Here is a 22,457-nt window from a genome sequence, read left to right on the forward strand (position 1 = left end):
AAATGATTGCCGGAAACCGCACCATTAATTATCTTCGCATCTCAGTTACTGACAGGTGTAACTTCAGGTGTCGATATTGTATTCCCTCTTCCCCATTCTCAGTGATTGAACATAAAAAAATTGCCCGGTACGAGGAGCTTTTGCGGATCACAAAACTTGCCTGTGAACTTGGCATAACAAAAGTCAGGATTACCGGAGGAGAACCCTTTGTAAGAAAGGACATCTTTTCATTCCTGGAAAAACTGTGTGCCATTGAAAGCCTCAAAGATATTTCCATTACCACCAATGGATCATTGCTGACCCGGAAAAAAATCGAAAAGCTGGCCTTTCTTGGTATAAAACGGCTCAATTTCAGCCTGGATACCCTGGACCCTGTTAAGTTTGCCCAGATCACAGGCAGGGATAGGTTTAAACAGGTTTGGGAATCCATTTTTACTTCCCATGAACTGGGGATATCACCTGTAAAAATCAATGCCGTTACTTTACGGGGAATTAATGATGACGAGATCGAAGATATTACAGCCTTGACATTAAAATTCCCGTTTCACATCCGGTTCATTGAATACATGCCCATGGGAGATTCTGCAGTCGAAAAACAACAGCAGATATTAACCAGCGAAATTAAGAAAAAAATTGAATCCAGATTTGGAGAACTTGTGCCTGTCAAACGAACTGCCAATGATGGCCCTGCAAAAAAATTTCAAATTTCAGGTGCTAAGGGAATTGTGGGCTTTATCACCCCGATCAGCTCTCATTTCTGTAGTGAGTGCAATAGGTTAAGACTGACATCAAGGGGGACATTACGCCCCTGCCTCTTAAATAACTATGAAAAAGATATTTTAAATCCGCTTCGTAATGGTGCGTCTGATGACGAGTTAAAAAAAATTATCCTTTCTGCACTGACAAAAAAACCAGCCTTTCACGGGTTAACTGATCAGTCCTCCAAAAACATACCCATCAGTCATATGACATCTATTGGCGGATAATTATTGATTTTTTGCCCGAAGCAGTCTGGAAGCCTCCTTATTCGACCCCAATAAGACAGACAGCCATTTTGTGGATTCGCTCCCGCCCAGAGCAATTTTGACGCCCATGGTCAAGGGAACGGAAAGCAGCATGCCCACCGGCCCCAGCACCCATCCCCAAAAAGCCAGAGATAAAAATACCACCAAGGCGGAAAGCCCGGTCCCCTGCCCCATGACCTTGGGTTCAATCACACTTCCCACCAGTATGTTTACAATTAAAAAACCCAAAGAAGCGATGCCAGCAGCCAATGGCCCCAACTGGATGAGGGTAAGGAGAACAGCCGGGACAGCAGCAATGATAGAACCGATATTGGGAATATAATTTAATAAAAATGCAAACACACCCCACATGACGGGAAAATCGACTCCCTGAACAGCCAGCCAGATGAAAATCACAATTCCTGTAGCAAGACTGGTGAGGCTTTTTATTCCCAAATACTTGTTCACGCCGGCTGTAATTTCAGCGTATTTTTTAAGATCTGTATTTTTATCATTTAAAATAGCCCGTAATTTATTGGGAAATCCGGCAGCCTCTGAAAGAATAAAAATAAAAGTTAAAAAAATAAAAAACGTATTGGTCAGAACACCTCCCATCCCATTCAGTGTGTTTGCAACAAGTTTAAGAATATGGCTTGGATTAAATATTTCGGTCAGTTTTTCTATTTCAAGTTCAACACCATACCTTGACAAAAATTGCAAACTTTCAAAGATCAAAGTTTTTAACCGCTCCTGGTAAAAAGGAATATTGCGTGAAAAATCTGCTATTGATGAAGAGACAAGTGTCACTAAAAGCATTTGTATGGCTATCACACCCAGCATCAGGATAAGGATGCCAACAAGGCTTGGAATACCTTTTTTTTGCATCCAGAACAATGGGGGCACACAAATTATGGATAAAAATACAGCCAATAAAAGGGGGACAACAAGCACTGCAGCAGTTTTCATTCCGGCAACAACAATAACAAATGCGGCAAACTTAATTAGGGGGTCATTGCGATAAGGCATTACTTCCATAATGATTATACCTTTTATTATCTTTGATTTTAACCACTTGTATTCAAACTCAATTACAAAGTCAAGAAAATGAAAATATATTTATATGTTTAAACAACACTGTTTAAATGATATGGTTTTATCTCAAGATTGAGGGACTCTTTATAGGTTATGATTTTTAAATATTCGGGGGCAAAATTATGCCAAAATATGTCGGTTCGATAGATCTTGGGACAACCAGTATCAGATTCATTCTCTTCGATAAAAAAGGGAATATTGCTGGTTCAGCGCAGAAGGAGCACCAACAGATTTTTCCAAAACCAGGTTGGGTTGAACATGACCCTGTTGAAATCTGGAAAAACACATGTTCTGTCATTGAAGAAGTGATAGAAAAAACAGCAATTTCTGCAAAATCGATTGATTCGATTGGAATAACCAATCAAAGAGAAACCAGCGTCGTCTGGAATCAGAAAACAGGAAAACCATATTATAATGCGATTGTCTGGCAATGTACAAGAACAGATGATATCTGTAAAAACCTTGCCGCAGAGACCGGGAAGGCGTTTTTCACTGGAAAAACAGGTCTGCCCGTGGCAACCTATTTTTCGGGGCCGAAAGTAAAATGGGTCCTTGACAATATCCCTGATGCAAAAAAAGATATCTTTTCAGGCGATGTTCTGTTTGGAACAATTGAAACCTGGGTTATCTGGTGGCTGACCGGAGGGCCGAAAAAAGGGTCACATATTACAGATGTTTCCAATGCCAGCCGGACCATGATGATGAATATCAACTCCCTTGAATGGGATAAAGAACTTCTGGATGTGCTTGGTATCCCCATATCCATACTACCGGATATAAAGCCTTCCATAGACAGTAATACTTGGGGAAGAACAAAGAGGAACGGCCCTTTCAAAGGTGAAATATCTGTTTGCGGTGCACTTGGTGATCAACAGGCAGCACTTTTCGGTCAAACCTGTTTTTCCAAAGGAGAGGCTAAAAACACCTATGGTACGGGTTGCTTCTTGTTGATGAATACGGGGAATACTCCCATTATCTCACAGCACGGTCTTTTGACCACTGTCGGATATCAGATCAACAATGAAAAAGTCGTGTACTGCCTGGAAGGCTCCATTGCTATTGCCGGAGCTCTGGTACAGTGGATGCGGGACAATCTGGGTATTATTAAATCTGCTTCACAAATCGAAGATTTGGCAAAAACAGTGGAGGATAATGGCGATATTTATTTTGTGCCTGCATTTTCCGGGCTGTTTGCCCCATACTGGCGATCAGATGCAAGAGGCATTATTACCGGGATAACGAGATTTGCAAATAAAGGCCATCTGGCAAGAGCAGTTCTTGAGGCAAACGCCTATCAAACCCGTGATATCACCACTGCGATGAAAAAAGACTCCGGGGTAGAGCTTACGCTGCTCAAAGTTGACGGTGGAATGGTATTGAATGAATTGTTGATGCAGTTTCAGTCCGATATTCTAAATGTACCGATTATACGGCCATCGGTAATCGAAACAACTGCATTGGGTGCTGCATATGCTGCAGGACTTGCCACTGGATTCTGGAATAGTACCCAGGATTTGAAGGCAAACTGGTCAGAGGGTAAAAGATGGCTTCCCTCCATGTCTGAAAAAAATCGCAACGATCTGTATTCCAGATGGGAAAAAGCCGTTGAAAGGTCTTTTGGCTGGGTGTGATTTTTATGTTTGTAATCATGAATTATTAGGATAAATATATCAGATGGTTGATTAAAAAATCACATTATAACACGCTGTGATTTAATAATGACTCCATAATCATATTGCACTTCCTTTAAAAAAGATGTCCCCCATTCTATACCCTATTCCAGCGGAAGGGTTTTAGTGATGTGGTTAAGGCCAGTGCAACCATACATAGGGCTGCCAGAATCAAAAAAACAATTTTGTAGCTATGGGTTACATCGAATATGTATCCGGCCACGAACGGACCAATAGCCCCGCCAATGGTGCTGCAAAAAATGACAATCCCGAAAAGAAGACCGTGAGTTTTTGTCCCGAAAAGCCTTGCGATCAACGGTGAAACCAAAGAAAAAAAACCTCCATGGGCAAACCCATATAAAGTTGCGAATAAATAAAACATCCATAATGTTTTAACTGCCTGCAGCCAACATAGTGCTGTTAATAAAAACAAAAGGCAGATAAACAACGCCGATTTCTCACCGATTCTGTCCCCGGCCCCACCCATCAGAAATCTGCCCGAAATACTCACCCCGCCAATAGTCGCTAAAAGTCCCGCTGCAACTGCCACCGGAATGCCAAGATCAATGGCATGTTGAACAATATGTATCAGGATGGTGTAAACACAGATGAGGATGATGAAATAGATTGCACAAACCGTCCATAATTGTTTGGTATGAAGCGCTTCCTGAAAAGTCAGCCCCTCTTCAGTCTTATTTAAATTCTCCGTTGTATGACTGTTTCTATTGTCAATAAATTGTGCTTTTTGAATCGGATCTCGCACCAGAAACTGAGCAATAAATATTACAGAGACCATGATAATAACTGCTAACACTGCAAATGAGGTGCGCCACCCATAACCTTTTAAAAGCCATGTAATGAAAAAAGGCATGATGAACATTCCAACTCCGGTACCGACTTTGATGATGCCGCTCATCATTCCTCGTTTCTTTTTAAACCATCTTGCCACAGTTGACAAAGGTATAACATCTATACCACCGAGTCCGATACCAGCAATCAGTCCATAGAATAGATACAGCTGCCAGACAGAATTAACTTTTGTCATCAACAAAAAGCCCAACCCAAGGAAGAAACCGCAGGCACTCATAATGAGTCTGGGTCCGAACCTGTCGTTTAGATTTCCCAAGAGAATACTGGCTAAACCATGCACCAGGAAACATAAAGAGGCTGCACCTGAGATAGTCGCTCTCGACCAGCCGAATTCACTTATTAAAGGAACAAAAAATATACCAAAACTGTTACTGGTACCCCAGACAATGGCCTGGATAAAAAAGGAGGCTACGATGATCGTGTAGCCATAAAAAAGGGATGGTTTCTTAATTTTTGTCAACGCTGTCTCGTTTTCATTCAAGATCTCCTAAACAATGCGAAGCTAATATGTCACAAAGAAGGACTTTTTTTCAAGTAAAAAACAAAAAATAATTCCATGATGTCAGAGTTTGGTGGTTTATTTAAAATTTAAAAAAATATACCTGCAATTACCTTGATCAAAATCACGATTAATATTGACTTTCAATGCCATGCAACTTAAAAAAAGGAAATGGTAAAAATAATAGATGTGCAAAAAAACATATGACAATTCCACATTCAGTTTTGGAACGACTCAAAAATAACGAAATCACTGCCAGAAAATTTCATGAAATTGAAATCAGTATTTTGACCATTTTAAATTTCCGGGATTTTATTAAAAAATTGTTGTTCGAAATCAGTTCAAAATTTTCTGTTCCTTATACATGGCTCTCCATTATTGAAGAAAGCTGTATCTCCAAATATATTCAAAATTCAAAATTCTTAAGGGCATCAACAGCATTAATACCCGAAAAAATTTTTTCAGATATAACCCGAAACCGGCTGAAACCATTACTGGCCAACAAAAATCTAAACGAATTCCGTGCATTGATCCCTGAAGCATCGGAATATAAAATCGGTTCCATTGCCATTGCACCCATCACTCTGGATGGCGAAATTGTAGGAAGCATTAATCAGGCTGATAAAAATATTCACAGGTTTGAACCGGGTATTGACACATCTTTATTGGAACAACTGGCACTTAAAGTATCTTTATGTCTTTCCAATGTGACAGCACATGAACAATTAAAGTTTCTTGCATTCCATGATCCATTGACGGGTCTTTTAAACCGGGGGGTAATGGAAAGAGCTCTTGAAAGAGAATTTAAACGGTCCAAACGGTATCACATTGATCTGACAGTTCTCTTCCTGGATCTGGATGATCTTAAATCCATCAACGATACCTTTGGCCATGATAACGGGGATATGGCATTATGTCATACTGCAAATTGCCTGAAACTCCACAGGCGGGATTCTGATATTGTGGCTCGATTTGCGGGCGATGAATTTGTGGTCATTCTGCCTTCCACAAATAAAAGTCAAGCGAAAAACTATATCAACCGAGTAAAACAAAAACTTGCAAGCGACCCTTTGTCTGCCAACAACACCACTTTTTATGTCAAATTAAGCCATGGCCTTTCTTCTGTGTTTGAAAAAGGAATGGATTCATCGGCAATTCTTTTAAAAACAGCGGATAAAAGACTTTATCAAGCCAAACAGAACAAGTAATTTTCACTCAGGCTTTCTTTCTATCATGTCATGGTTGAAACTTGGAAAAATCTGAAAAATAAACGCAAAAATCCCTGGCAACTTTTATCTGCCAGGGATTTTAATATTTTTTTAACTCTTGAGCTGAAATTATTAATCGAAAATCAATTCAATCTGTACCATTGGGGCAACATCCCCTTTTCTGGGGCCTAATTTGATGATCCTAGTATAACCACCCTGTCTTGACCTAAACTTCTCTGAAACTTCATTAAAAAGGGTATGAACAACATCTTTTTCCCGAATTACTGAGAGAGCCTGTCGTCTTGCATGCAAATTCCCTCTTTTGGCAAGCGTTACCATTTTATCTGCAATCTGTCTTAAGCCTTTTGCTTTTGCTTCGGTAGTTTTAATTTTATCATGTTTGAACAGAGAAGTTACCATGTTTCTGAACATAGCCTTTCTATGGCTTGAGGTCCTGTTCAATTTTAATACTGATTTTCTATGTTTCATGGACGTATTCTCCTTCCTGATCGTTCTCATCTTCTGGTGGTTCAAAACCTTCAAGATCCATACCAAGTGAAAGATCCATGGAAGCAAGGACTTCCTTTATTTCATTTAAGGATTTTCTACCAAAATTTTTAGTTTTCAGCATTTCACTGTCTGTTTTTTGTACCAATTGATAAATGGTATGGATTCTGGCATTTTTCAAACAATTGGAACTTCTGACGGATAGTTCAAGCTCATCCACAGGTCTGTAAACATTCTCGTTAAGACCAAGATCTGAATCATTTGAATTTTCATCAACATGATCGGGTTCCATAGCTTCATCAAAATTGATAAATGGATTCATTTGCTCTTTGAGAATTTTTGCAGCATATGCAATCGAATTATCCGGGGTTACGGAACCATCCGTCCATACTTCAAGGGTAAGCTTGTCATAGTCAGTTTTATGTCCGACTCTAGTTGTTCCTACCACATATTTCACGCGCTTAATGGGAGAAAACACACTGTCAACAGGGATGGTTCCAACGGGAGAATCCTCATCCTTGTTAACAGAAGAAAGAGCATAGCCTTTTCCGGTTTTTGCAAGCAGGGTCATGTTTAATACACCCTTTTTGGAAAGGGTGGCAATATGCTGCTCAGGGTTAAGGATCTCAACCTTACCGTCCGGGCTTACAATGTCTGCACCCGTGACTTCGCATTCACCCTTGGCACTCAATGTTAATATTTTGTCTTCCGTGTCTTCAACCCTGAGCTTCAGCTCTTTCAGGTTTAAAATGATTTCGGAAACATCTTCTCTAATATCTGATATCACACTATATTCATGAAGAGCGTCATCAAATTTAACCGATACAATGGCTGGGCCATATATGGATGAAAGAATAATACGTCGCAGAGAGTTCCCGATAGTGATACCATATCCTCTTTCAAGGGGCTCACATACGAATTTACCATATGTTGAAGTTGTTGTAACATCAAGCTTTTCCGGCCTGATCATCTCTCGCCAGTTCACATATGCAAGTTTTTCAGATGACATTTATATCTCCTGAATAAATATTTGGATAAACCATATACTGGATTACCTATTTTGAATAAAGCTCTACAATTAATTGTTCCTGGATAGGAAGAGTGATATCTTCACGTGCAGGAACGCCAAGAACTTCGCCTTTAAAATCTTCTTTTTTTATTTCAAGCCATTGTGGAATACCGCGTCTTACAATGGCATCCAAAGAATCTGAAATCGTCTGAATTTTTTTACTTTTCTCGCGAAGTTCGATCACATCACCCTTTTTAACCTGGTAAGACGGAATATTTACCTTTTTACCATTTACTATAAAATGATTGTGCCTTACAAAGTGTCTGCCCTGATTTCTGGAATTCACAAATCCCATTCTAAAAACAGTATTATCAAGGCGTGTTTCTAAAAGGCTTAAAAGGTTTGTGCCGGTGATTCCTTTTTGTCTATCCGCCTTTTTGAACGAAAGCCTGAACTGTTTTTCTGATATCCCGTAAAGCCTTCTGACTTTCTGTTTTTCTCTGAGCTGAATTCCGTAATCTGATAATTTGCTCCTTCTCTGTCCATGCTGTCCAGGGGGATATCCTCTTCTATCAAAACTGCACTTATCTGAAAAGCATCTATCGCCTTTCAAAAAAAGCTTTATATTTTCGCGTCTGCATTGTCGGCAAACAGAACCTCTATAACGTGACAATGTTTTTCTCCTTTATCAAACCGGTAAACTTATACTCTTCTTCTTTTTGGCGGACGGCATCCATTATGGGGAACCGGGGTAACATCTTTGATCATGGATATAGTGAATCCGAGCGCATGCAATGCCCTTAAAGCGGATTCTCGACCAGGCCCGGGTCCTTTAACATATACACCAATATTTTTCATGCCGTGTTCCATAGCTTTTGCACCGGCATCTTCTGCAACCAGTTTAGCAGCAAAAGGCGTACTTTTTCTGGAACCTTTAAATCCCTGTACACCTGAACTGGACCATGAAATGGTATTTCCATTTTCATCGGCAATTGTGACGATTGTATTATTAAACGTAGATTGAATATGCACAATGCCTGTAGAAATATTCTTTCTTACCCGTTTTTTTGATACATTTTTTTTAGACTTTTTTGCCATAATTAATATACCTTTTGTATTATCCTAGTTTTTCTTTTTAACCGCAGTCCTTTTGGGACCTTTTCTTGTTCTAGCGTTTGTACTGGTTCTTTGACCATGACAGGGAAGGCCTTTACGATGACGTAATCCTCTGTAACAACCCAGATCCATGAATCTTTTAATATTCATTGAAACTTCACTTCTGAGTTCACCTTCAACCTTATACTCCGCATCAATGACTTTTCTGATGTCGTTAACCTGTTCTTCGGTCAGGTTATTTGCTTTTGTAGTAGGATCAATGCCTGTTTTTTCAAGTATTAGCTTTGATCTGCTTGCCCCTATTCCGTAGATATAGGTTAAAGCTATCCATGCATGCTTATCTCTTGGTAAATCTACTCCTGCGATACGTGCCAAATTTCTTTCCCCCTATCCCTGCCTCTGTTTATGGCGTTTATTAATACAAATAACTCTTATGACACCACGTCTTTTTATTATTTTACAATTTCTACAGATTTTTTTTACCGATGCTCTAACTTTCATCCATTAACTCCTAACCTCAAATATTTATATCCTATAAAATCAAATATTTATTTATATCTATATGTAATTCTGCCTCGGCTTAAATCATAAGGTGAAATTTCTACCGTCACCCTGTCCCCTGGTAAGATCTTAATAAAATGCATTCTCATTTTGCCTGAAATATGAGCCAACAATACATGCTTGTTTTCAAGCTCAACTTTAAACATGGCATTGGGTAGTGTTTCAAGTACTTTCCCGTCAACTTTAATGGGTTCTTCTTTTGCCATAGTTTTATTAATCTCCTTTAGTTTGCGCCGTTTAAATCAGGATCTGCCTTTTACTCTTTTGGAACCGGATCTTCCCAAAAAGCCTTCATAATTGCCTGAAATCAGGTGAGACTCAATCTGGGAAATGGTATCAATGGACACCCCCACAACAATCAAAAGAGCAGTGCCGCCAAAATAAAACGGAACATTAAACTTACTCATCAAAAAGGTTGGCAGGACACAAACAGCGGACACGTATAGGGCTCCGCCAACGGTAATTCTTGTCAACACTTTATCAATGTATTCAGACGTTCTTTTACCCGGTCTGATTCCAGGAATATATCCGCCGTTCTTTTTCATATTTTCAGCAACATCTTCAGGGTTAAATTGTATCGCTGTGTAGAAAAAACAAAAGAAAATGATAAATCCTACATAAAGAAGATAGTACCAGATCGTTCCCGGGCTGAACATGGCTGCCACGGTTTTCATCATCGGCATATTGATAAATTGTGCCAAAGTAGTCGGGAACATAATGATAGAGGATGCAAAAATAGGCGGTATAACGCCGGCTGTATTTATTTTCAACGGAAGATGCGAGGTTTGCCCCCCATACATTTTTCGACCCACAACACGTTTGGCATAATGCACCGGTATCCGTCGCTGTGCCTGCTCCATATAAATAATAGCCGCAATAACAGCAACCATGAGAACAGTGAGGATAATAATTATAAAAATCCCCATTTCTCCAGTTGTCATAAGCTGTAAGGTATTCCCCATAGCCGATGGCATACTTGCAACAATACCTGCAAAAATAATCAGGGAAATACCGTTTCCGATGCCTCTTTCGGTAATCTGCTCTCCCAGCCACATGATAAATGAAGTACCGGCTGTAAGCGTAATAATGGTGACAAGTCTGAAACCCCAGCCGGGGTAAGGAACAATCGGAACTCCGGCAGGAGATGTCATGGATTCAAGCCCGACACTGATACCCAATCCCTGGATAATACTCAAAATAACCGTCCCATATCTGGTATACTGAGTCTTCTTTTTACGACCTGCATCACCCTCTTTTTTAAGCTGTTCAAGGTGCGGTACAACTACCGTCATCAGCTCTAAAATAATCGAGGCGCTGATATAAGGCATAATTCCTAATGCGAATATGGAAAATCTTTCCAAGGCGCCACCTGAGAACATATTAAACATGGAAAACAACGTCCCTTCAGCTGCGGCAAAAAAAGAAGAAAGCGCGGCACCGTCAACCCCGGGTGTGGGGACATGAATCCCGACACGGTAAACAAACAGCAATGCGAGTGTAATGAAAATTTTTCTTTTAAGCTCAGGAAGTTTAAATAAATTCTGGTAGCTGTTCTGGATCATTTATTGGTTCCTTACATCACTTCTCATAATAGTTATTCTATACTTCCACCGGCAGATTCGACTTTTTCTTTGGCAGTCTTGGAAACAAGAATATTTTTTAAGGAAAATTTCTTATTTATTTCACCCAGACCAAGAATTTTAACACCGTCAACACGGCCTTTTACCATGCCAGCTTCTCTTAAGGCATCAATATCAATCGTTGCACCATCTTCAAATCTGTCCAGATCTTTTACATTTAAAACCGCGTTATTGGTTTTAAATATATTGAAGAAACCTCTTTTGGGAAGCCTCCTGTAAATCGGCATCTGGCCGCCTTCAAATCCAGGCCTTACACTACCGCCTGATCTTGCTTTCAGCCCTTTGTGACCTCTGGTGGAAGTTTTACCCATCCCAGACCCCGGACCTCTGCCAACTTTTTTTCTTTTTTTTCTGGAACCTGGTGCAGGTGCTAAATCATGAAGCTGCATATTACACCTCCTCCACTTTAACGAGATGAGACACTTTTTTAACCTGTCCCAGAATAACCGGGTCAGCATTATGCTCAACAGTATGATTCATTTTTCTCAACCCTAAAGAGCGAATAATTCGACCATGTTTGGCAGGTCTTCCTATCGTGCTTTTAACTTGCGTGATTCTAATTCTATCAACCATTTTGTAACCTCTTATATATCTTCAGGTCTAAGACCACGACGTTTTGCCACTTCTTCTTTTAAACAAAGTGATTGAAGGCCTGCCATCGTTGCCCGGACAATATTCTGGGTGTTATGTGTTCCAATACATTTTGTCAGGATATCAGTTACTCCGGCTGCCTCAAGGACCGCACGAATCCCGCCACCGGCAATCAGACCGGTACCAGGGGAAGCCGGTTTAAGCAATACCCGGCCAGCGCCTGCTTTACCGACAACTTGAAAAGGAACCGTCCCATTAAGCAAAGAAATTTTAACCATATTTCTTTTTGCCTTTTCCATGCCTTTTTTAATTGCTTCGGGTACTTCCTTTGCTTTTCCAAGACCGTAACCAACGCTGCCTTCACCGTCGCCAACAACGACAAGTGCACTAAAGCTGAAGTTTCTACCGCCTTTTACAACTTTTGCAACACGATTGATTCTGACGACCTTATCAATTAATCCATTATCTTCCATCTGCTGTCTTGCCAAGGGTTTTTCCTCCAAAATTTAAAAATTCAATCCGGCTTCACGGGCTCCGTCTGAAAGCGCTTTAATGCGCCCATGATATAAAAATCCGTTCCTGTCCAGGACTACTTTTTTAATTCCTTTATCAAGAGCTCTCTTGCCGACGAGGTTTCCAACTGCCTTTGCAATTTCTGCCTTTTTGCCCTCTGCCTTGTTTTCCCTGAACTCCTTATCAAGAGTAGAGGCCGATACAAGTGTGCTGCTGCAGGTATCATCAATGATTTGAGCGTAGATATGCTTTGAACTTCTGAATACACTTAATCTTGGGCGATCCTGGTTACCAAAAATATTTTTTCTGATTCTTTTCTTTCTTTTAAGCCTTGATTTAAGCCTTGGTGATGTATTTCCCATAATCTTTATATTCCCGCCTTTTACGTGTGACCTTCAGGTTATTCCTTACCTGCAGTCTTGCCAGCTTTTCTCATAATTCTTTCATCAGCATACATTATGCCTTTGCCTTTATAAGGTTCAGGTGGTCTAATATCTCGTATGTTTGCCGCAGTCTGGCCAAGAGTTTCTTTATCAATCCCTGATAAAGAAATCTGTGTATTCTTTTCAACATTGGCAGAAATCCCTTCGGGAAGTGTAAATTCAACCGGGTTGGAATATCCGACATTGAGTATAAGACTCTTATTTTTTACTTCTGCACGATAACCAATACCGGAAAGCAGAAGTTTTTTCTCATATCCAACAGTAACACCGGTCACCATATTGGAAATCAGGGATCTGAATAATCCTTGCAAAGCAACTTTTTTCTTGTTACTGGTATCTGTTTTAACGATTACAATATCGTCATTTATACTTATTTCGATAGCCGGATGCAGTTGACGTTCGAGATTACCTTTAGGTCCTTTGACTGAAATCATATCCCCCTTTAGGGTGAATTGGACCTTATCTGGAAGCTGAACCGGCTGTTTTCCTATTCTAGACATATATTACTCCTGACCTACCATACGTTACAAAGAATTTCACCACCGACGTTCGCTTCAATAGCCTGTTTATCTGTCATCAATCCTTTGGATGTTGAGACTATAGATATACCCAGGCCATTTAAAACCGGCTTAATCCGTTTTGATTTATTGTAAACCCTGCAAGACGGTTTACTCACTCTTTCAATACCAAAAATTGTGGGCTGCCCTTCGGATACATATTTTAAATAGACACGGATCATCCCTTGTGTCTCATTCTCGAGGAATTTAAAATCCTTGATGTAACCTTGTTCTTTAAGCACCCGCACCATTGCCAACTTAATTTTTGATCCGGGGATATCCACTTTAACAAACTCTGCCTTACCACCATTTCTAATGATTGTCAGCATGTCTGCAATTGGATCACTAATTGCCATTTGAAATCTCCTTAAAATCCGCTGATATAATTTTTTTTAAAATTTGTCAATTACCAACTTGATTTGGTAACGCCTGGAAGCTTGCCTTCTGATGCAAGTTTCCTAAAACAAATTCTGCAAATACCAGCTTTTCTAATAAATGCTCTTGGTCTACCGCATAAAGGGCATCGGTTATATGCACGCACTGAAAACTTAGGTTTTCTTTGCGCCTTTGCGATTAAAGCTTTTTTAGCCAAGCCTTCCTCCTTAAGATCCTTAATTTTTGAAAGGCATTCCCAACATTTTCAAGAATACTTTGCCTTCCTTATCAGTTTTAGCTGTTGTCACAATAGTAATATTAAGACCTTTGATACTGTCGGTCTTATCATAATCTATTTCAGGGAATATAATATGCTCTGTGATACCCAGGGTGTAATTACCCCTGCCGTCAAAAGCCTTTCCGGATATTCCTCTGAAGTCCCTGACACGTGGTAAAGCGATATTCACAAGTCTGTCGAAAAAATCATACATTTTTTCACTGCGCAGGGTAACCTTGCACCCGATGGGCAGGTCAGCGCGAAGTTTAAAATTTGCAATCGGTTTTTTAGCTCTTGTAATTACTGCTTTTTGACCGGCGATCAACGCCAGTTCTGATGCTGCCGGATCAACGATCTTGGGATTTCTGACCGCCTCTCCAAGTCCCATGTTTAACACAATTTTCTCTAGCTTAGGCACCTGTAATTCATTTATATAATTAAAGGTTTCCTTAAGCTGAGGAACCACATCGTTATTGTATTTTTCCTTAAGGGTTGACATGTATTCTCTCCGCCTTTGGTCTTAAGAATCTATCTGCTGATCGCATTTTTTGCAGATTCTTACCCGTTTTCCATCTTCCAATTGTTTCATTCCAATTCTCGTCGGTTTTACGCATGAGTTACACATAACCATAAGATTAGAAATTTGAATCGGCATGGTTTTTTCCACGATACCACCTTGTGGATTTGCCTGTGTTGGTTTCTGATGAACCTTAACAACATTAATATTTTCAACAATGACACGGTTGGTCTTTTTAACGACTTTCAGCACTTTACCGATTTTACCTTTGTCTTTGCCGGTCAGTACTTTAACCTTATCATCTTTTTTCATTCTGATTTTCATTGTTTCCATAAGAATTTTTCTCCAATAACCTGATAATTAAAGAACATCAGGAGCCAGAGAGACGATTTTCATAAATCTTTTTGCCCTTAACTCTCTTGCCACCGGACCAAAGATACGTGTTCCAACCGGTTCATTTGATTTTGTTAAAATAACAGCTGAGTTATCATCAAATCTGATCATTGAGCCATCAAGTCTGGATATTTCCTTTTTGGTTCTGACAATCACCGCCTGAACAATGTCACCCTTCCTTACTTTTGCGTTGGGTATTGCTTCCTTAACAGAGCAAGTGATGATATCACCTATGCTGGCATATCGTCTTTTGGATCCGCCAAGTACCTTGATGCAGTACAATTCCTTTGCACCGGAGTTGTCTGCGACATTTAATCTTGTTTCACTCTGAATCATTTCTCAACTCCTTTAATCAAACAGCTTTTTTAACGATTTCACTGACTCTGAAACGTTTAAGCTTGCTCAAAGGTCTTGTCTCGATGATTTTAACAGTATCACCGATCCTGCATTCATTTTTCCCATCATGAGCATGGTATTTTTTATACCGTTTCATGAATTTTTTATAAATCTTGTGCTGAACAAATCTTTCGATCTGAACGACTACCGATTTATCCATTTTATCTGACACGATAAGACCTATCAACTCTCTTTTATTTTTTTGAATATTTTCCATAGTAGTATCTTCGTAAATTAGCTTATGTTTACGTTCATTTCCTTAGATATTGTGTAAAGCTTTGCAATATCTTTTTTGACATTTGAAAGTGTCGATGTATCCTCAAGCTGTCCAACATCGTTTTGAAAGCGGAGATTAAAAAGCTCTTTTTTTAATTCTACAAGCTTTTCTTTCATCTGGTCTGCTCCCATCTCTCTAATTTCACCTACTTTTATTTTACTGGCTTTCATATGTACTTAGCTCCTTTCCACAAAACGGGTTTTCACGGAAAGTTTTCTGGCAGCTAGTCTCATAGCCTCTTTGGCAACCTCTTTGGGGACACCTTCCATCTCATAAAGAATCTTGCCCGGTTTCACCCTGGCAACCCAAGCATCTGTAGCACCCTTACCCTTACCCATTCTGACTTCTGCCGGTTTTTTCGTAACAGGTTTGTCTGGAAAAAATCTAATCCAGCTTTTACCTGATCTTTTTGCATGGCGGGTTAAAGCAACCCTTGCTGCCTCAATCTGTCTCGCACTTACATATCCGCATTCAGTTGCCTGAAGGCCGAAGTCACCAAAGCTTAATTTATTACCTCTGTCTGGTGATCCCTTTGTTCTGCCACGAAACTGTTTCCGGAATTTTACATTTTTTGGACTAAGCATTTCTTAATTTCTCCTAATCGCCTCTATTTAGCCAACGCTTGTTCACCAGGATTTAATACTTCACCCTTAAAAATAAAAGTTTTAATTCCAATGGTTCCGTATGTAGTTCTTGCTTCAGTAAAGCCGTAATCAACATCAGCCCTTAAGGTATGAAGAGGGATGCGACCTTCTTTGTACCACTCCGTTCTTGCCATTTCAGCGCCCCCCAGTCGACCGGAACAAATAATTTTAATTCCTTTTGCTCCAAACCGCATGGCAGACGACACACTGCGTTTCATCGCTCTTCTGAAGGCAATTCTTCTTTCCAGTTGAAGCGCAATATTCTCTGCAACCAACTGAGCATCAATTTCAGGACGTCTGACTTCTTTGATATCGATCAGCACCGCAGGATCAAGCATTTTCTCAAGTTCCTGTTTAAGCAATGCAATCTCTGATCCTTTTTTCCCGATAATAATACCAGGTCTTGCTGCAAACACTCTAAGTCGAATCTGTTTAGAAAACCGTTCTATTTCTATTTTTGAAATACCAGCGTGAAAGAGTTTCTTTTTCAAAAATTTTCTAACTTTGAAATCTTCTTCAACAAAAGAGGCATATTCTTTGCCCGCATACCATCTGGAATCCCAAGTCCTGATGATACCTAATCTAAATCCGGTTGGATGTACTTTCTGACCCAAGCTTATATCCTCCTATTTGTCAGTTTCTTCAACAATTATAGTTAAATGACTGCTTCTCTTCAAAATCCTGCTTGCTCTTCCCCTGGCTCTTGGTCTGAACCGTTTCATGGTAGGACCATGATCAACAATTATATTTTTGACAATCAGTTTATCCACATCAAGCTCATTGTTATGCTCAGCATTGGCGATAGCTGACTGCAAGGTTTTATAAATGATTCCTGCGGCTTTGAGCGGCATAAACTTTAAAAGCGTCAGGGCCTGTCCGGCGTTTTTGCCTTTTACTTCATTAATGGGCAACCGAAGCTTAAATGGTGAAATCCTTGTATATCTTGTAGTTGCTTTAACTTCCATATCAATATCCTTTAATCAGACAAGAGATTACCTCTTGGATCTTTTATCTCCCGCATGGCCCCAAAACGTTCTAGTAGGTGAAAACTCACCAAGCTTATGACCAACCATATTTTCTGAAACAAAGACGGGTATAAATTTTTTACCGTTATGTACAGCAAATGTGATACCGACCATTTCAGGGAATATAGTGGATCTGCGTGACCAGGTTTTGATAACTTTGTTGCTTTTGGATTTAGTTGCTCCCAAAACTTTCTTTAAAAGTTGCGGTGCGATGTATGGTCCTTTTTTTAATGATCTTGGCATAATTCAACCTATTTATTTTCTCTTGGTATTTATTTTCTCTTAGCTCTTCTTTTAACAATATACTGATCGGTTCTGCTGCTCTTTCTGGTTCTCTTGCCTTTTGTCGGCACACCCCAGGGTGTACACGGCTGCCTGCCGCCTGAAGATCTTCCTTCACCACCACCCATAGGATGATCAACAGGGTTCATGGCAACACCACGGACAGACGGACGTCTTCCCATCCATCGAGACCGACCTGCTTTACCGATCTTTACATCACCATGTTTTTCATTACCCACTCTGCCGACAGTCGCTTTGCATTTCAGGTGAATCATTCTAACCTCACCTGAAGGCAGAAGAACCTGAGCATAACTGCCTTCTTTTGCCATAAGCCGTGCATAACCACCGGCGCTTCTGGCAATCTGGCCACCCTTGTTCTGCTTCAATTCAATATTATGAATCCTTGTACCCGTTGGAATATTTTCAAGGGGCATGCAGTTACCCGGTTTAATATCAGCTTCCGGCCCCGTTTCCAGAATATCACCGACTTTTATATCCAACGGTGCCAGAATATATCTTTTTTCACCATCAGCATAAACCAGAAGAGCAATCCTGGCACTCCTGTTGGGATCGTACTCAATGGCAGATACCTTTGCCGGGATACCTTCTTTATCTCTTCTAAAATCAATAATACGGTATTTCTTTTTTGCTCCGCCACCTCTATGTCTTACAGTAATTCTTCCATAGGAGTTACGACCGGCACGTTTATTTAACTTTTTTGTCAGTCGTCTCTCAGGCTTGGTTTTGGTAATTTCTTCAAAAGAAAGGTATTCCTGAGTCCGTCTTCCGGGAGATGTCGGTTTTGTCTTAATTATTGTTGACATATATAACCTCTTTATTAAACACCTTCAAAAAAATCAATTCTTTGTCCTGGCATCAATGTAATTATCGCTTTTTTCCAGTTTTTTCTTTTGCCGATAATTCTGCCGCGCTGTTTTACTTTTCCTTTTACCTGTACAGTTCGGACCTGCTTTACCTTGGTATTGAAATTTTTCTCAACAGCATTCTTGATTTCAACCCGGTTGGCTCTTTTGTCGACTTTAAGCGTCACCTGATTGTGCAATTCTTTTTGAAGGGTTGTTTTTTCAGTAACCACAGGGCCTCTGATAATATCATATTGTTCCATCTTAGCTTAACCTCCCCTTAATATTATTAATGGTAGATTCTACTAGAAGAAGGTTTTTAAACTTTAAAATATCATATACATTCAGGCCCTCAGTCTTTATCACCTTGACATCCGGAATGTTTCTGGAGGAAAGCCAAAGGTTTGTATCTTCTGCATCAGAAACAATCAGCAGATCTGAAAGCTCTAAAGTTTTGAGTACATTGGCAAATTCTCTGGTCTTAACAGCTTCAAGGTTAAAATCATCAATAATATAAATAGTATTATCTTCCGCCTTAGAACTTAACGCCATTTTCAACGCAAGCTTTCTTACCTTTTTAGGCACCTTTATGGCATAAGATCTTTGAGACGGTCCAAAAATCACTCCACCACCCTTTCTTAAAGGGGATTTTACACTACCGGCACGTGCATTACCGGTTCCTTTCTGCCTGAAAAGCTTTCTGGTACTGCCTTTCACCATACTCCTGGTTTTACACGCAGCCGTCCCTTCCCGTTTTGCAACGAGCTGGGACCGAACGACCTGGTGAAGAACACTTGTTCTAACGGATATGTTGAAAATCTCTTCAGGAAGCTGAGTTTCAGACACTTTTTCACCTGCACTGTTTAATACATCTACAGCAGCCATATTCTTCCTCATAAATTTTGATCAGCTATGCATCACTGCGAAAATATTGCAATACCCATAGCCGCATTTTAGTCTTTTATAAGTTGTAAGTATTGAGTTGTGAAGAACATATAACAGACATTTTTTTCTTCACTTCTCAAGTCTCACTACTTTTTATCAGTCTTTTGTACTTCCAATATTCCTGTTTTAAAACCCGGCACTGCGCCTTTCACCAACAGGAGGTTATCTTTATGCTTAATGTCTACAATTGTGAGATTCTTTACAGTCTCTCTGTTTGTACCCATGTGGCCGGGAAGTTTCTTTCCCTTAAAAACCCTTCCAGGCCAGGCACTGTTTCCAATAGATCCGGGTTTTCTATGATTTCTGCTACCATGTGTTTCAGGCCCACGGCTGAAACCGTGTCTTTTAATCGTACCCTGAAAACCGCGTCCTTTAGAAATTCCGGATATATTTACTTTATCACCTACGGCAAATACATCAATCCCTATGGTAGCACCGGCTTTGACATCTTCAAGGTCATTGGTTCTAAATTCCCGTAAAACACAAAATCCTTTATCGCTAGCTTTTTTCAAATGTCCTGCCATGGGTTTGTTCAGTTTTTCAACTTTTTTCTCATCAAATCCAAGCTGAAGAGCATTATATCCATCGGTTTCTTTTGTTTTAATCTGGGTCACAACGCAAGGGCCTGCCTGCACAACAGTAACAGGAACGAGCTTTCCATCTGAGGAAAACACATTGGTCATTCCGATTTTTTTTCCAAGTAATGCGCTCATAATTGGTTCCTGTTATTGAACTATAATTTAATTTCCACGTCCACGCCCGGCGAAAGGTCGAGCTTCATTAACGCATCAACTGTCTGCTGGGTGGGCTCCAGAATATCTAACATCCTTTTATGCGTCCTGATTTCAAACTGTTCCCGTGATTTCTTGTTCACATGGGGAGAACGCAATACAGTAAATTTATTTATCCGTGTCGGAAGGGGTACCGGTCCAACGATTTTGGCCCCGGTTTTCCTTGCAGTATCAACGATATCTACTGAAGACTGATCAAGAAGTTTATGATCATATGCTCTGAGCCTGATCCTAATTTTAGTTTTCAACATGATCTTCCTAACTTACTCTACAATTTCACCGATAACACCGGCGCCAACGGTACGGCCACCTTCCCTGATGGCAAACCTGAGCTCTTTTTCCATTGCAATGGGGTTAATCAGCTCCACATTAATGCTCGCATTATCCCCGGGCATAATCATTTCAACGCCTTCTTCAAGCGTCAGAATACCCGTAATATCTGTTGTTCTGAAAAAGAACTGGGGTCTGTATCCACTGAAAAACGGGGTATGACGTCCACCCTCTTCTTTGCTCAATGCATACATCTCTGCCTTGAACTTTGTATGAGGTGTAATCGTTCCGGGTTTAGCCACAACCTGGCCTCTTTCCACCTGCTCACGTTTGGTTCCACGAAGAAGTAGACCTACATTATCTCCTGCCTGACCTTCGTCAAGAAGTTTTCTGAACATCTCAACTCCGGTACATACCGTCTTGGCTGTCTCTCTGATTCCGACAATCTCAACCTCTTCACCGGTCTTAACTATACCACGGTCAATTCTTCCGGTAACAACGGTTCCACGGCCTGAAATACTGAATACATCTTCTATGGGCATCAGGAACGGTTTTGCTGTATCTCTTTCAGGTTCCGGCACATATGAATCAAGTATGTCAAGAAGTTCCCAAATAGCCTTGGCGTCTTCACTGTCCATATCATCACTTTCAAGGGCTTTAAGCGCACTGCCTCTGATGACCGGAACCTCTGTAAACTCATAGCCTTCAAGAAGCTCTTCGAGCTCCATTTCAACCAGCTCGATCAATTCTTCATCATCCACCATGTCGCATTTGTTTAAAAATACAACTATTTTCGGAACACCCACCTGGCGGGCAAGAAGGATATGCTCTCTTGTCTGCGGCATAGGACCGTCATCAGCACTGACTACCAGGATTGCGCCGTCCATCTGGGCTGCGCCTGTAATCATGTTCTTAATGTAGTCAGCATGGCCCGGACAATCCACATGTGCGTAGTGACGATTCTCAGTCTCATACTCTACATGGGCTGTGGCTATTGTGATACCACGCTCTCTTTCTTCAGGTGCTTTGTCAATCTCATCAAACGGAACAAACGTTGCATTGCCCTTCATCCCGCAATGCTTGGTGATTGCTGCTGTAAGCGTAGTCTTACCATGGTCAATATGACCGATTGTTCCTATGTTCACATGCGGCTTTGTCCGCTCAAATTTCTCCTTAGCCATCTTCTTAACTCCTCCTGTGGAATGTTATCAGGATATTCAAAATATTAGTTACCATCTGAAATGTGCAAATGCCTTGTTGGCCTCTGCCATTTTGTGTGTATCTTCCTTTTTCTTCATTGCTCCGCCACGTCCGTTGCAAGCATCAAGCAGTTCTGCAGCAAGTTTATTTGCAAATCCTTTTTCAGAACGATTACGGCTGAAGTTAATCAACCAACGAAAAGCCAGAGCTGTCTGCCTGCTGGGTTTGATATCAGTCGGCACCTGATATGTCGAACCACCGATCCTTCTGGATTTAACCTCAACTGCAGGCCTGATATTGTCAATCGCTTTTTTAAGTACGTCCAGAGCCGGCTCATCAATTTTTTCTTGTGCAATCAACAAAGCACTTGTTACTGCTTTGCGAGCTGCGTTCTTTTTCCCTTGTTTCATGACGCAGTTAACAAATTTAGCGGCAATCTTTTCTTCCGGCGTGGCATCTTTTGTTACATTATCAAGGTTGATCTCTTTTACAGCCATTATTCATATCCACCATAACTTAAATTAAAATCTGTTAACATTTATTTAGGCCTTTTTGCTCCGTATTTTGATCGACCCTGTCTTCTGTCATCAACACCTAAGGTATCAAGAGCACCCCTGACGATATGGTAGCGAACACCCGGAAGGTCTTTTACCCTGCCGCCCCTGACCAGAACAACAGAGTGCTCCTGAAGGTTATGGCCCATACCGGGTATATATGCAGCAATTTCCATTCCAGTAGTCAAACGAACCCTGGCCACTTTTCTCAAAGCAGAGTTAGGTTTCTTTGGAGTTGACGTGTACACTCTGGTGCAAACTCCACGCTTCTGAGGTCCGCCTTTCAAAGCAGGTGTGCTCACCTTTTTTTCTGCTTTTTTTCTACCTTTTCTAACCAACTGATTAATGGTCGGCATAACTTTCCTTTA

At 40.5% G+C, this 22,457-nt stretch carries 37 protein-coding genes; 3 read left to right on the top strand and 34 right to left on the bottom strand.

Annotated elements, in window-relative coordinates:
* The first annotated feature begins 2 nt into the window (after positions 1-2).
* The gene (gene moaA, locus QAI40_RS05450) at positions 3-986 is read left to right on the top strand and encodes a GTP 3',8-cyclase MoaA (RefSeq protein ID WP_299980919.1); all 984 of its coding nucleotides are present in this window, start codon (positions 3-5) and stop codon (positions 984-986) included.
* Here moaA and QAI40_RS05455 read toward each other — a convergent pair whose 3' ends face one another.
* A complete protein-coding gene (locus QAI40_RS05455; protein WP_299980917.1) occupies positions 987-2,039 on the bottom strand; it encodes an AI-2E family transporter in 1,053 nt (350 codons plus the stop codon).
* A gap of 179 nt (positions 2,040-2,218) precedes the next feature.
* Here QAI40_RS05455 and glpK point away from each other — a divergent pair, with 179 nt between their 5' ends.
* Positions 2,219-3,727 (top strand): glycerol kinase GlpK, encoded by a 1,509-nt coding sequence (gene glpK, locus QAI40_RS05460; RefSeq protein WP_299980915.1) that lies wholly within the window; start codon positions 2,219-2,221, stop codon positions 3,725-3,727.
* Positions 3,728-3,863: 136 nt separating this feature from the next.
* Here the strand turns inward: glpK and QAI40_RS05465 are convergent, their stop codons facing one another.
* Complete coding sequence (locus tag QAI40_RS05465) at positions 3,864-5,117, bottom strand: MFS transporter (protein WP_299980913.1); 1,254 nt, start codon at positions 5,115-5,117, stop codon at positions 3,864-3,866.
* A 221-nt stretch (positions 5,118-5,338) separates the two neighbouring features.
* Between QAI40_RS05465 and QAI40_RS05470 the strand changes: the two genes are divergently transcribed.
* Complete coding sequence (locus QAI40_RS05470; RefSeq protein WP_299980911.1) at positions 5,339-6,343, top strand: GGDEF domain-containing protein; 1,005 nt, start codon at positions 5,339-5,341, stop codon at positions 6,341-6,343.
* 132 nt (positions 6,344-6,475) lie between these two features.
* Here the strand turns inward: QAI40_RS05470 and rplQ are convergent, their stop codons facing one another.
* The 32 genes from rplQ to rpsL form a co-directional block, all read right to left on the bottom strand.
* Entirely contained in the window at positions 6,476-6,832 is a 357-nt protein-coding gene (rplQ, locus tag QAI40_RS05475) for a 50S ribosomal protein L17 (RefSeq protein WP_299980909.1), read from the bottom strand.
* Entirely contained in the window at positions 6,822-7,859 is a 1,038-nt protein-coding gene (locus QAI40_RS05480; protein ID WP_299980907.1) for a DNA-directed RNA polymerase subunit alpha, read from the bottom strand. The genes rplQ and QAI40_RS05480 overlap by 11 nt, the downstream gene beginning before the upstream one ends.
* 46 nt (positions 7,860-7,905) lie before the next feature.
* Positions 7,906-8,532, bottom strand: a complete 627-nt coding sequence (gene rpsD, locus QAI40_RS05485; RefSeq protein WP_299980905.1) for a 30S ribosomal protein S4 — start codon at positions 8,530-8,532, stop codon at positions 7,906-7,908.
* 29 nt (positions 8,533-8,561) lie between these two features.
* A complete protein-coding gene (gene rpsK / locus QAI40_RS05490; RefSeq protein WP_299980903.1) occupies positions 8,562-8,957 on the bottom strand; it encodes a 30S ribosomal protein S11 in 396 nt (131 codons plus the stop codon).
* A 24-nt stretch (positions 8,958-8,981) separates the two neighbouring features.
* Positions 8,982-9,350, bottom strand: a complete 369-nt coding sequence (gene rpsM, locus QAI40_RS05495) for a 30S ribosomal protein S13 (RefSeq protein WP_291347573.1) — start codon at positions 9,348-9,350, stop codon at positions 8,982-8,984.
* Positions 9,351-9,362: 12 nt separating this feature from the next.
* Positions 9,363-9,476 (bottom strand): 50S ribosomal protein L36, encoded by a 114-nt coding sequence (rpmJ, locus tag QAI40_RS05500; RefSeq protein WP_299980900.1) that lies wholly within the window; start codon positions 9,474-9,476, stop codon positions 9,363-9,365.
* A gap of 47 nt (positions 9,477-9,523) precedes the next feature.
* A complete protein-coding gene (infA, locus tag QAI40_RS05505) occupies positions 9,524-9,742 on the bottom strand; it encodes a translation initiation factor IF-1 (RefSeq protein WP_004073836.1) in 219 nt (72 codons plus the stop codon).
* A 36-nt stretch (positions 9,743-9,778) separates the two neighbouring features.
* Positions 9,779-11,098 carry a preprotein translocase subunit SecY gene (secY, locus tag QAI40_RS05510; RefSeq protein WP_299980890.1) on the bottom strand — a complete coding sequence of 440 codons (1,320 nt, stop codon included), beginning with the start codon at positions 11,096-11,098 and terminating at the stop codon, positions 9,779-9,781.
* Positions 11,099-11,130: 32 nt separating this feature from the next.
* Entirely contained in the window at positions 11,131-11,565 is a 435-nt protein-coding gene (gene rplO / locus QAI40_RS05515; RefSeq protein WP_299980888.1) for a 50S ribosomal protein L15, read from the bottom strand.
* Position 11,566: 1 nt separating this feature from the next.
* Positions 11,567-11,749, bottom strand: coding sequence for a 50S ribosomal protein L30 (rpmD, locus tag QAI40_RS05520; protein ID WP_299980886.1), 183 nt, complete (start codon positions 11,747-11,749; stop codon positions 11,567-11,569).
* A gap of 11 nt (positions 11,750-11,760) precedes the next feature.
* Positions 11,761-12,240, bottom strand: coding sequence for a 30S ribosomal protein S5 (gene rpsE, locus QAI40_RS05525; RefSeq protein ID WP_299980948.1), 480 nt, complete (start codon positions 12,238-12,240; stop codon positions 11,761-11,763).
* 33 nt (positions 12,241-12,273) lie between these two features.
* Positions 12,274-12,642 carry a 50S ribosomal protein L18 gene (gene rplR / locus QAI40_RS05530; protein WP_299980884.1) on the bottom strand — a complete coding sequence of 123 codons (369 nt, stop codon included), beginning with the start codon at positions 12,640-12,642 and terminating at the stop codon, positions 12,274-12,276.
* Between the two features lie 38 nt (positions 12,643-12,680).
* Positions 12,681-13,223: a 50S ribosomal protein L6 gene (gene rplF / locus QAI40_RS05535; RefSeq protein WP_299980883.1), complete on the bottom strand. Its 543-nt coding sequence runs from the start codon at positions 13,221-13,223 to the stop codon at positions 12,681-12,683.
* 14 nt (positions 13,224-13,237) lie between these two features.
* A complete protein-coding gene (gene rpsH, locus QAI40_RS05540) occupies positions 13,238-13,636 on the bottom strand; it encodes a 30S ribosomal protein S8 (protein ID WP_299980881.1) in 399 nt (132 codons plus the stop codon).
* 50 nt (positions 13,637-13,686) lie between these two features.
* The gene (locus QAI40_RS05545; protein WP_291347566.1) at positions 13,687-13,872 is read right to left on the bottom strand and encodes a type Z 30S ribosomal protein S14; all 186 of its coding nucleotides are present in this window, start codon (positions 13,870-13,872) and stop codon (positions 13,687-13,689) included.
* A 19-nt stretch (positions 13,873-13,891) separates the two neighbouring features.
* Positions 13,892-14,431: a 50S ribosomal protein L5 gene (rplE, locus tag QAI40_RS05550; RefSeq protein WP_299980877.1), complete on the bottom strand. Its 540-nt coding sequence runs from the start codon at positions 14,429-14,431 to the stop codon at positions 13,892-13,894.
* Between the two features lie 21 nt (positions 14,432-14,452).
* Entirely contained in the window at positions 14,453-14,773 is a 321-nt protein-coding gene (gene rplX, locus QAI40_RS05555; protein WP_442875348.1) for a 50S ribosomal protein L24, read from the bottom strand.
* 36 nt (positions 14,774-14,809) lie between these two features.
* The gene (gene rplN / locus QAI40_RS05560) at positions 14,810-15,178 is read right to left on the bottom strand and encodes a 50S ribosomal protein L14 (protein WP_299980875.1); all 369 of its coding nucleotides are present in this window, start codon (positions 15,176-15,178) and stop codon (positions 14,810-14,812) included.
* Between the two features lie 16 nt (positions 15,179-15,194).
* Complete coding sequence (gene rpsQ / locus QAI40_RS05565) at positions 15,195-15,455, bottom strand: 30S ribosomal protein S17 (protein WP_299980873.1); 261 nt, start codon at positions 15,453-15,455, stop codon at positions 15,195-15,197.
* Positions 15,456-15,472: 17 nt separating this feature from the next.
* Positions 15,473-15,685 carry a 50S ribosomal protein L29 gene (gene rpmC / locus QAI40_RS05570; RefSeq protein WP_299980871.1) on the bottom strand — a complete coding sequence of 71 codons (213 nt, stop codon included), beginning with the start codon at positions 15,683-15,685 and terminating at the stop codon, positions 15,473-15,475.
* 6 nt (positions 15,686-15,691) lie between these two features.
* Complete coding sequence (rplP, locus tag QAI40_RS05575; protein ID WP_299980869.1) at positions 15,692-16,099, bottom strand: 50S ribosomal protein L16; 408 nt, start codon at positions 16,097-16,099, stop codon at positions 15,692-15,694.
* A gap of 23 nt (positions 16,100-16,122) precedes the next feature.
* On the bottom strand, positions 16,123-16,773 hold the full coding sequence (gene rpsC, locus QAI40_RS05580) for a 30S ribosomal protein S3 (RefSeq protein WP_299980867.1): 651 nt from the start codon (positions 16,771-16,773) through the stop codon (positions 16,123-16,125).
* 12 nt (positions 16,774-16,785) lie between these two features.
* On the bottom strand, positions 16,786-17,124 hold the full coding sequence (rplV, locus tag QAI40_RS05585) for a 50S ribosomal protein L22 (protein ID WP_299980865.1): 339 nt from the start codon (positions 17,122-17,124) through the stop codon (positions 16,786-16,788).
* 27 nt (positions 17,125-17,151) lie between these two features.
* Positions 17,152-17,427 carry a 30S ribosomal protein S19 gene (gene rpsS, locus QAI40_RS05590; protein ID WP_299980863.1) on the bottom strand — a complete coding sequence of 92 codons (276 nt, stop codon included), beginning with the start codon at positions 17,425-17,427 and terminating at the stop codon, positions 17,152-17,154.
* Between the two features lie 29 nt (positions 17,428-17,456).
* Positions 17,457-18,290 carry a 50S ribosomal protein L2 gene (gene rplB, locus QAI40_RS05595; protein WP_304511472.1) on the bottom strand — a complete coding sequence of 278 codons (834 nt, stop codon included), beginning with the start codon at positions 18,288-18,290 and terminating at the stop codon, positions 17,457-17,459.
* A 14-nt stretch (positions 18,291-18,304) separates the two neighbouring features.
* Positions 18,305-18,592: a 50S ribosomal protein L23 gene (gene rplW, locus QAI40_RS05600; RefSeq protein ID WP_304511473.1), complete on the bottom strand. Its 288-nt coding sequence runs from the start codon at positions 18,590-18,592 to the stop codon at positions 18,305-18,307.
* Between the two features lies 1 nt (position 18,593).
* Positions 18,594-19,214 (bottom strand): 50S ribosomal protein L4, encoded by a 621-nt coding sequence (gene rplD / locus QAI40_RS05605; protein ID WP_304511474.1) that lies wholly within the window; start codon positions 19,212-19,214, stop codon positions 18,594-18,596.
* A gap of 146 nt (positions 19,215-19,360) precedes the next feature.
* Positions 19,361-19,987: a 50S ribosomal protein L3 gene (rplC, locus tag QAI40_RS05610; RefSeq protein WP_304511475.1), complete on the bottom strand. Its 627-nt coding sequence runs from the start codon at positions 19,985-19,987 to the stop codon at positions 19,361-19,363.
* 20 nt (positions 19,988-20,007) lie between these two features.
* Positions 20,008-20,316, bottom strand: coding sequence for a 30S ribosomal protein S10 (gene rpsJ / locus QAI40_RS05615; RefSeq protein WP_304511476.1), 309 nt, complete (start codon positions 20,314-20,316; stop codon positions 20,008-20,010).
* A 12-nt stretch (positions 20,317-20,328) separates the two neighbouring features.
* A complete protein-coding gene (tuf, locus tag QAI40_RS05620; RefSeq protein ID WP_304511477.1) occupies positions 20,329-21,516 on the bottom strand; it encodes an elongation factor Tu in 1,188 nt (395 codons plus the stop codon).
* Between the two features lie 48 nt (positions 21,517-21,564).
* The gene (gene rpsG / locus QAI40_RS05625; RefSeq protein WP_304511478.1) at positions 21,565-22,032 is read right to left on the bottom strand and encodes a 30S ribosomal protein S7; all 468 of its coding nucleotides are present in this window, start codon (positions 22,030-22,032) and stop codon (positions 21,565-21,567) included.
* Positions 22,033-22,073: 41 nt separating this feature from the next.
* Entirely contained in the window at positions 22,074-22,445 is a 372-nt protein-coding gene (gene rpsL, locus QAI40_RS05630) for a 30S ribosomal protein S12 (RefSeq protein WP_031452246.1), read from the bottom strand.
* Between the last annotated feature and the right edge of the window lie 12 nt (positions 22,446-22,457).

Source organism: Desulfobacula sp., assembly GCF_030611305.1.
Taxonomy (GTDB): domain Bacteria; phylum Desulfobacterota; class Desulfobacteria; order Desulfobacterales; family Desulfobacteraceae; genus Desulfobacula.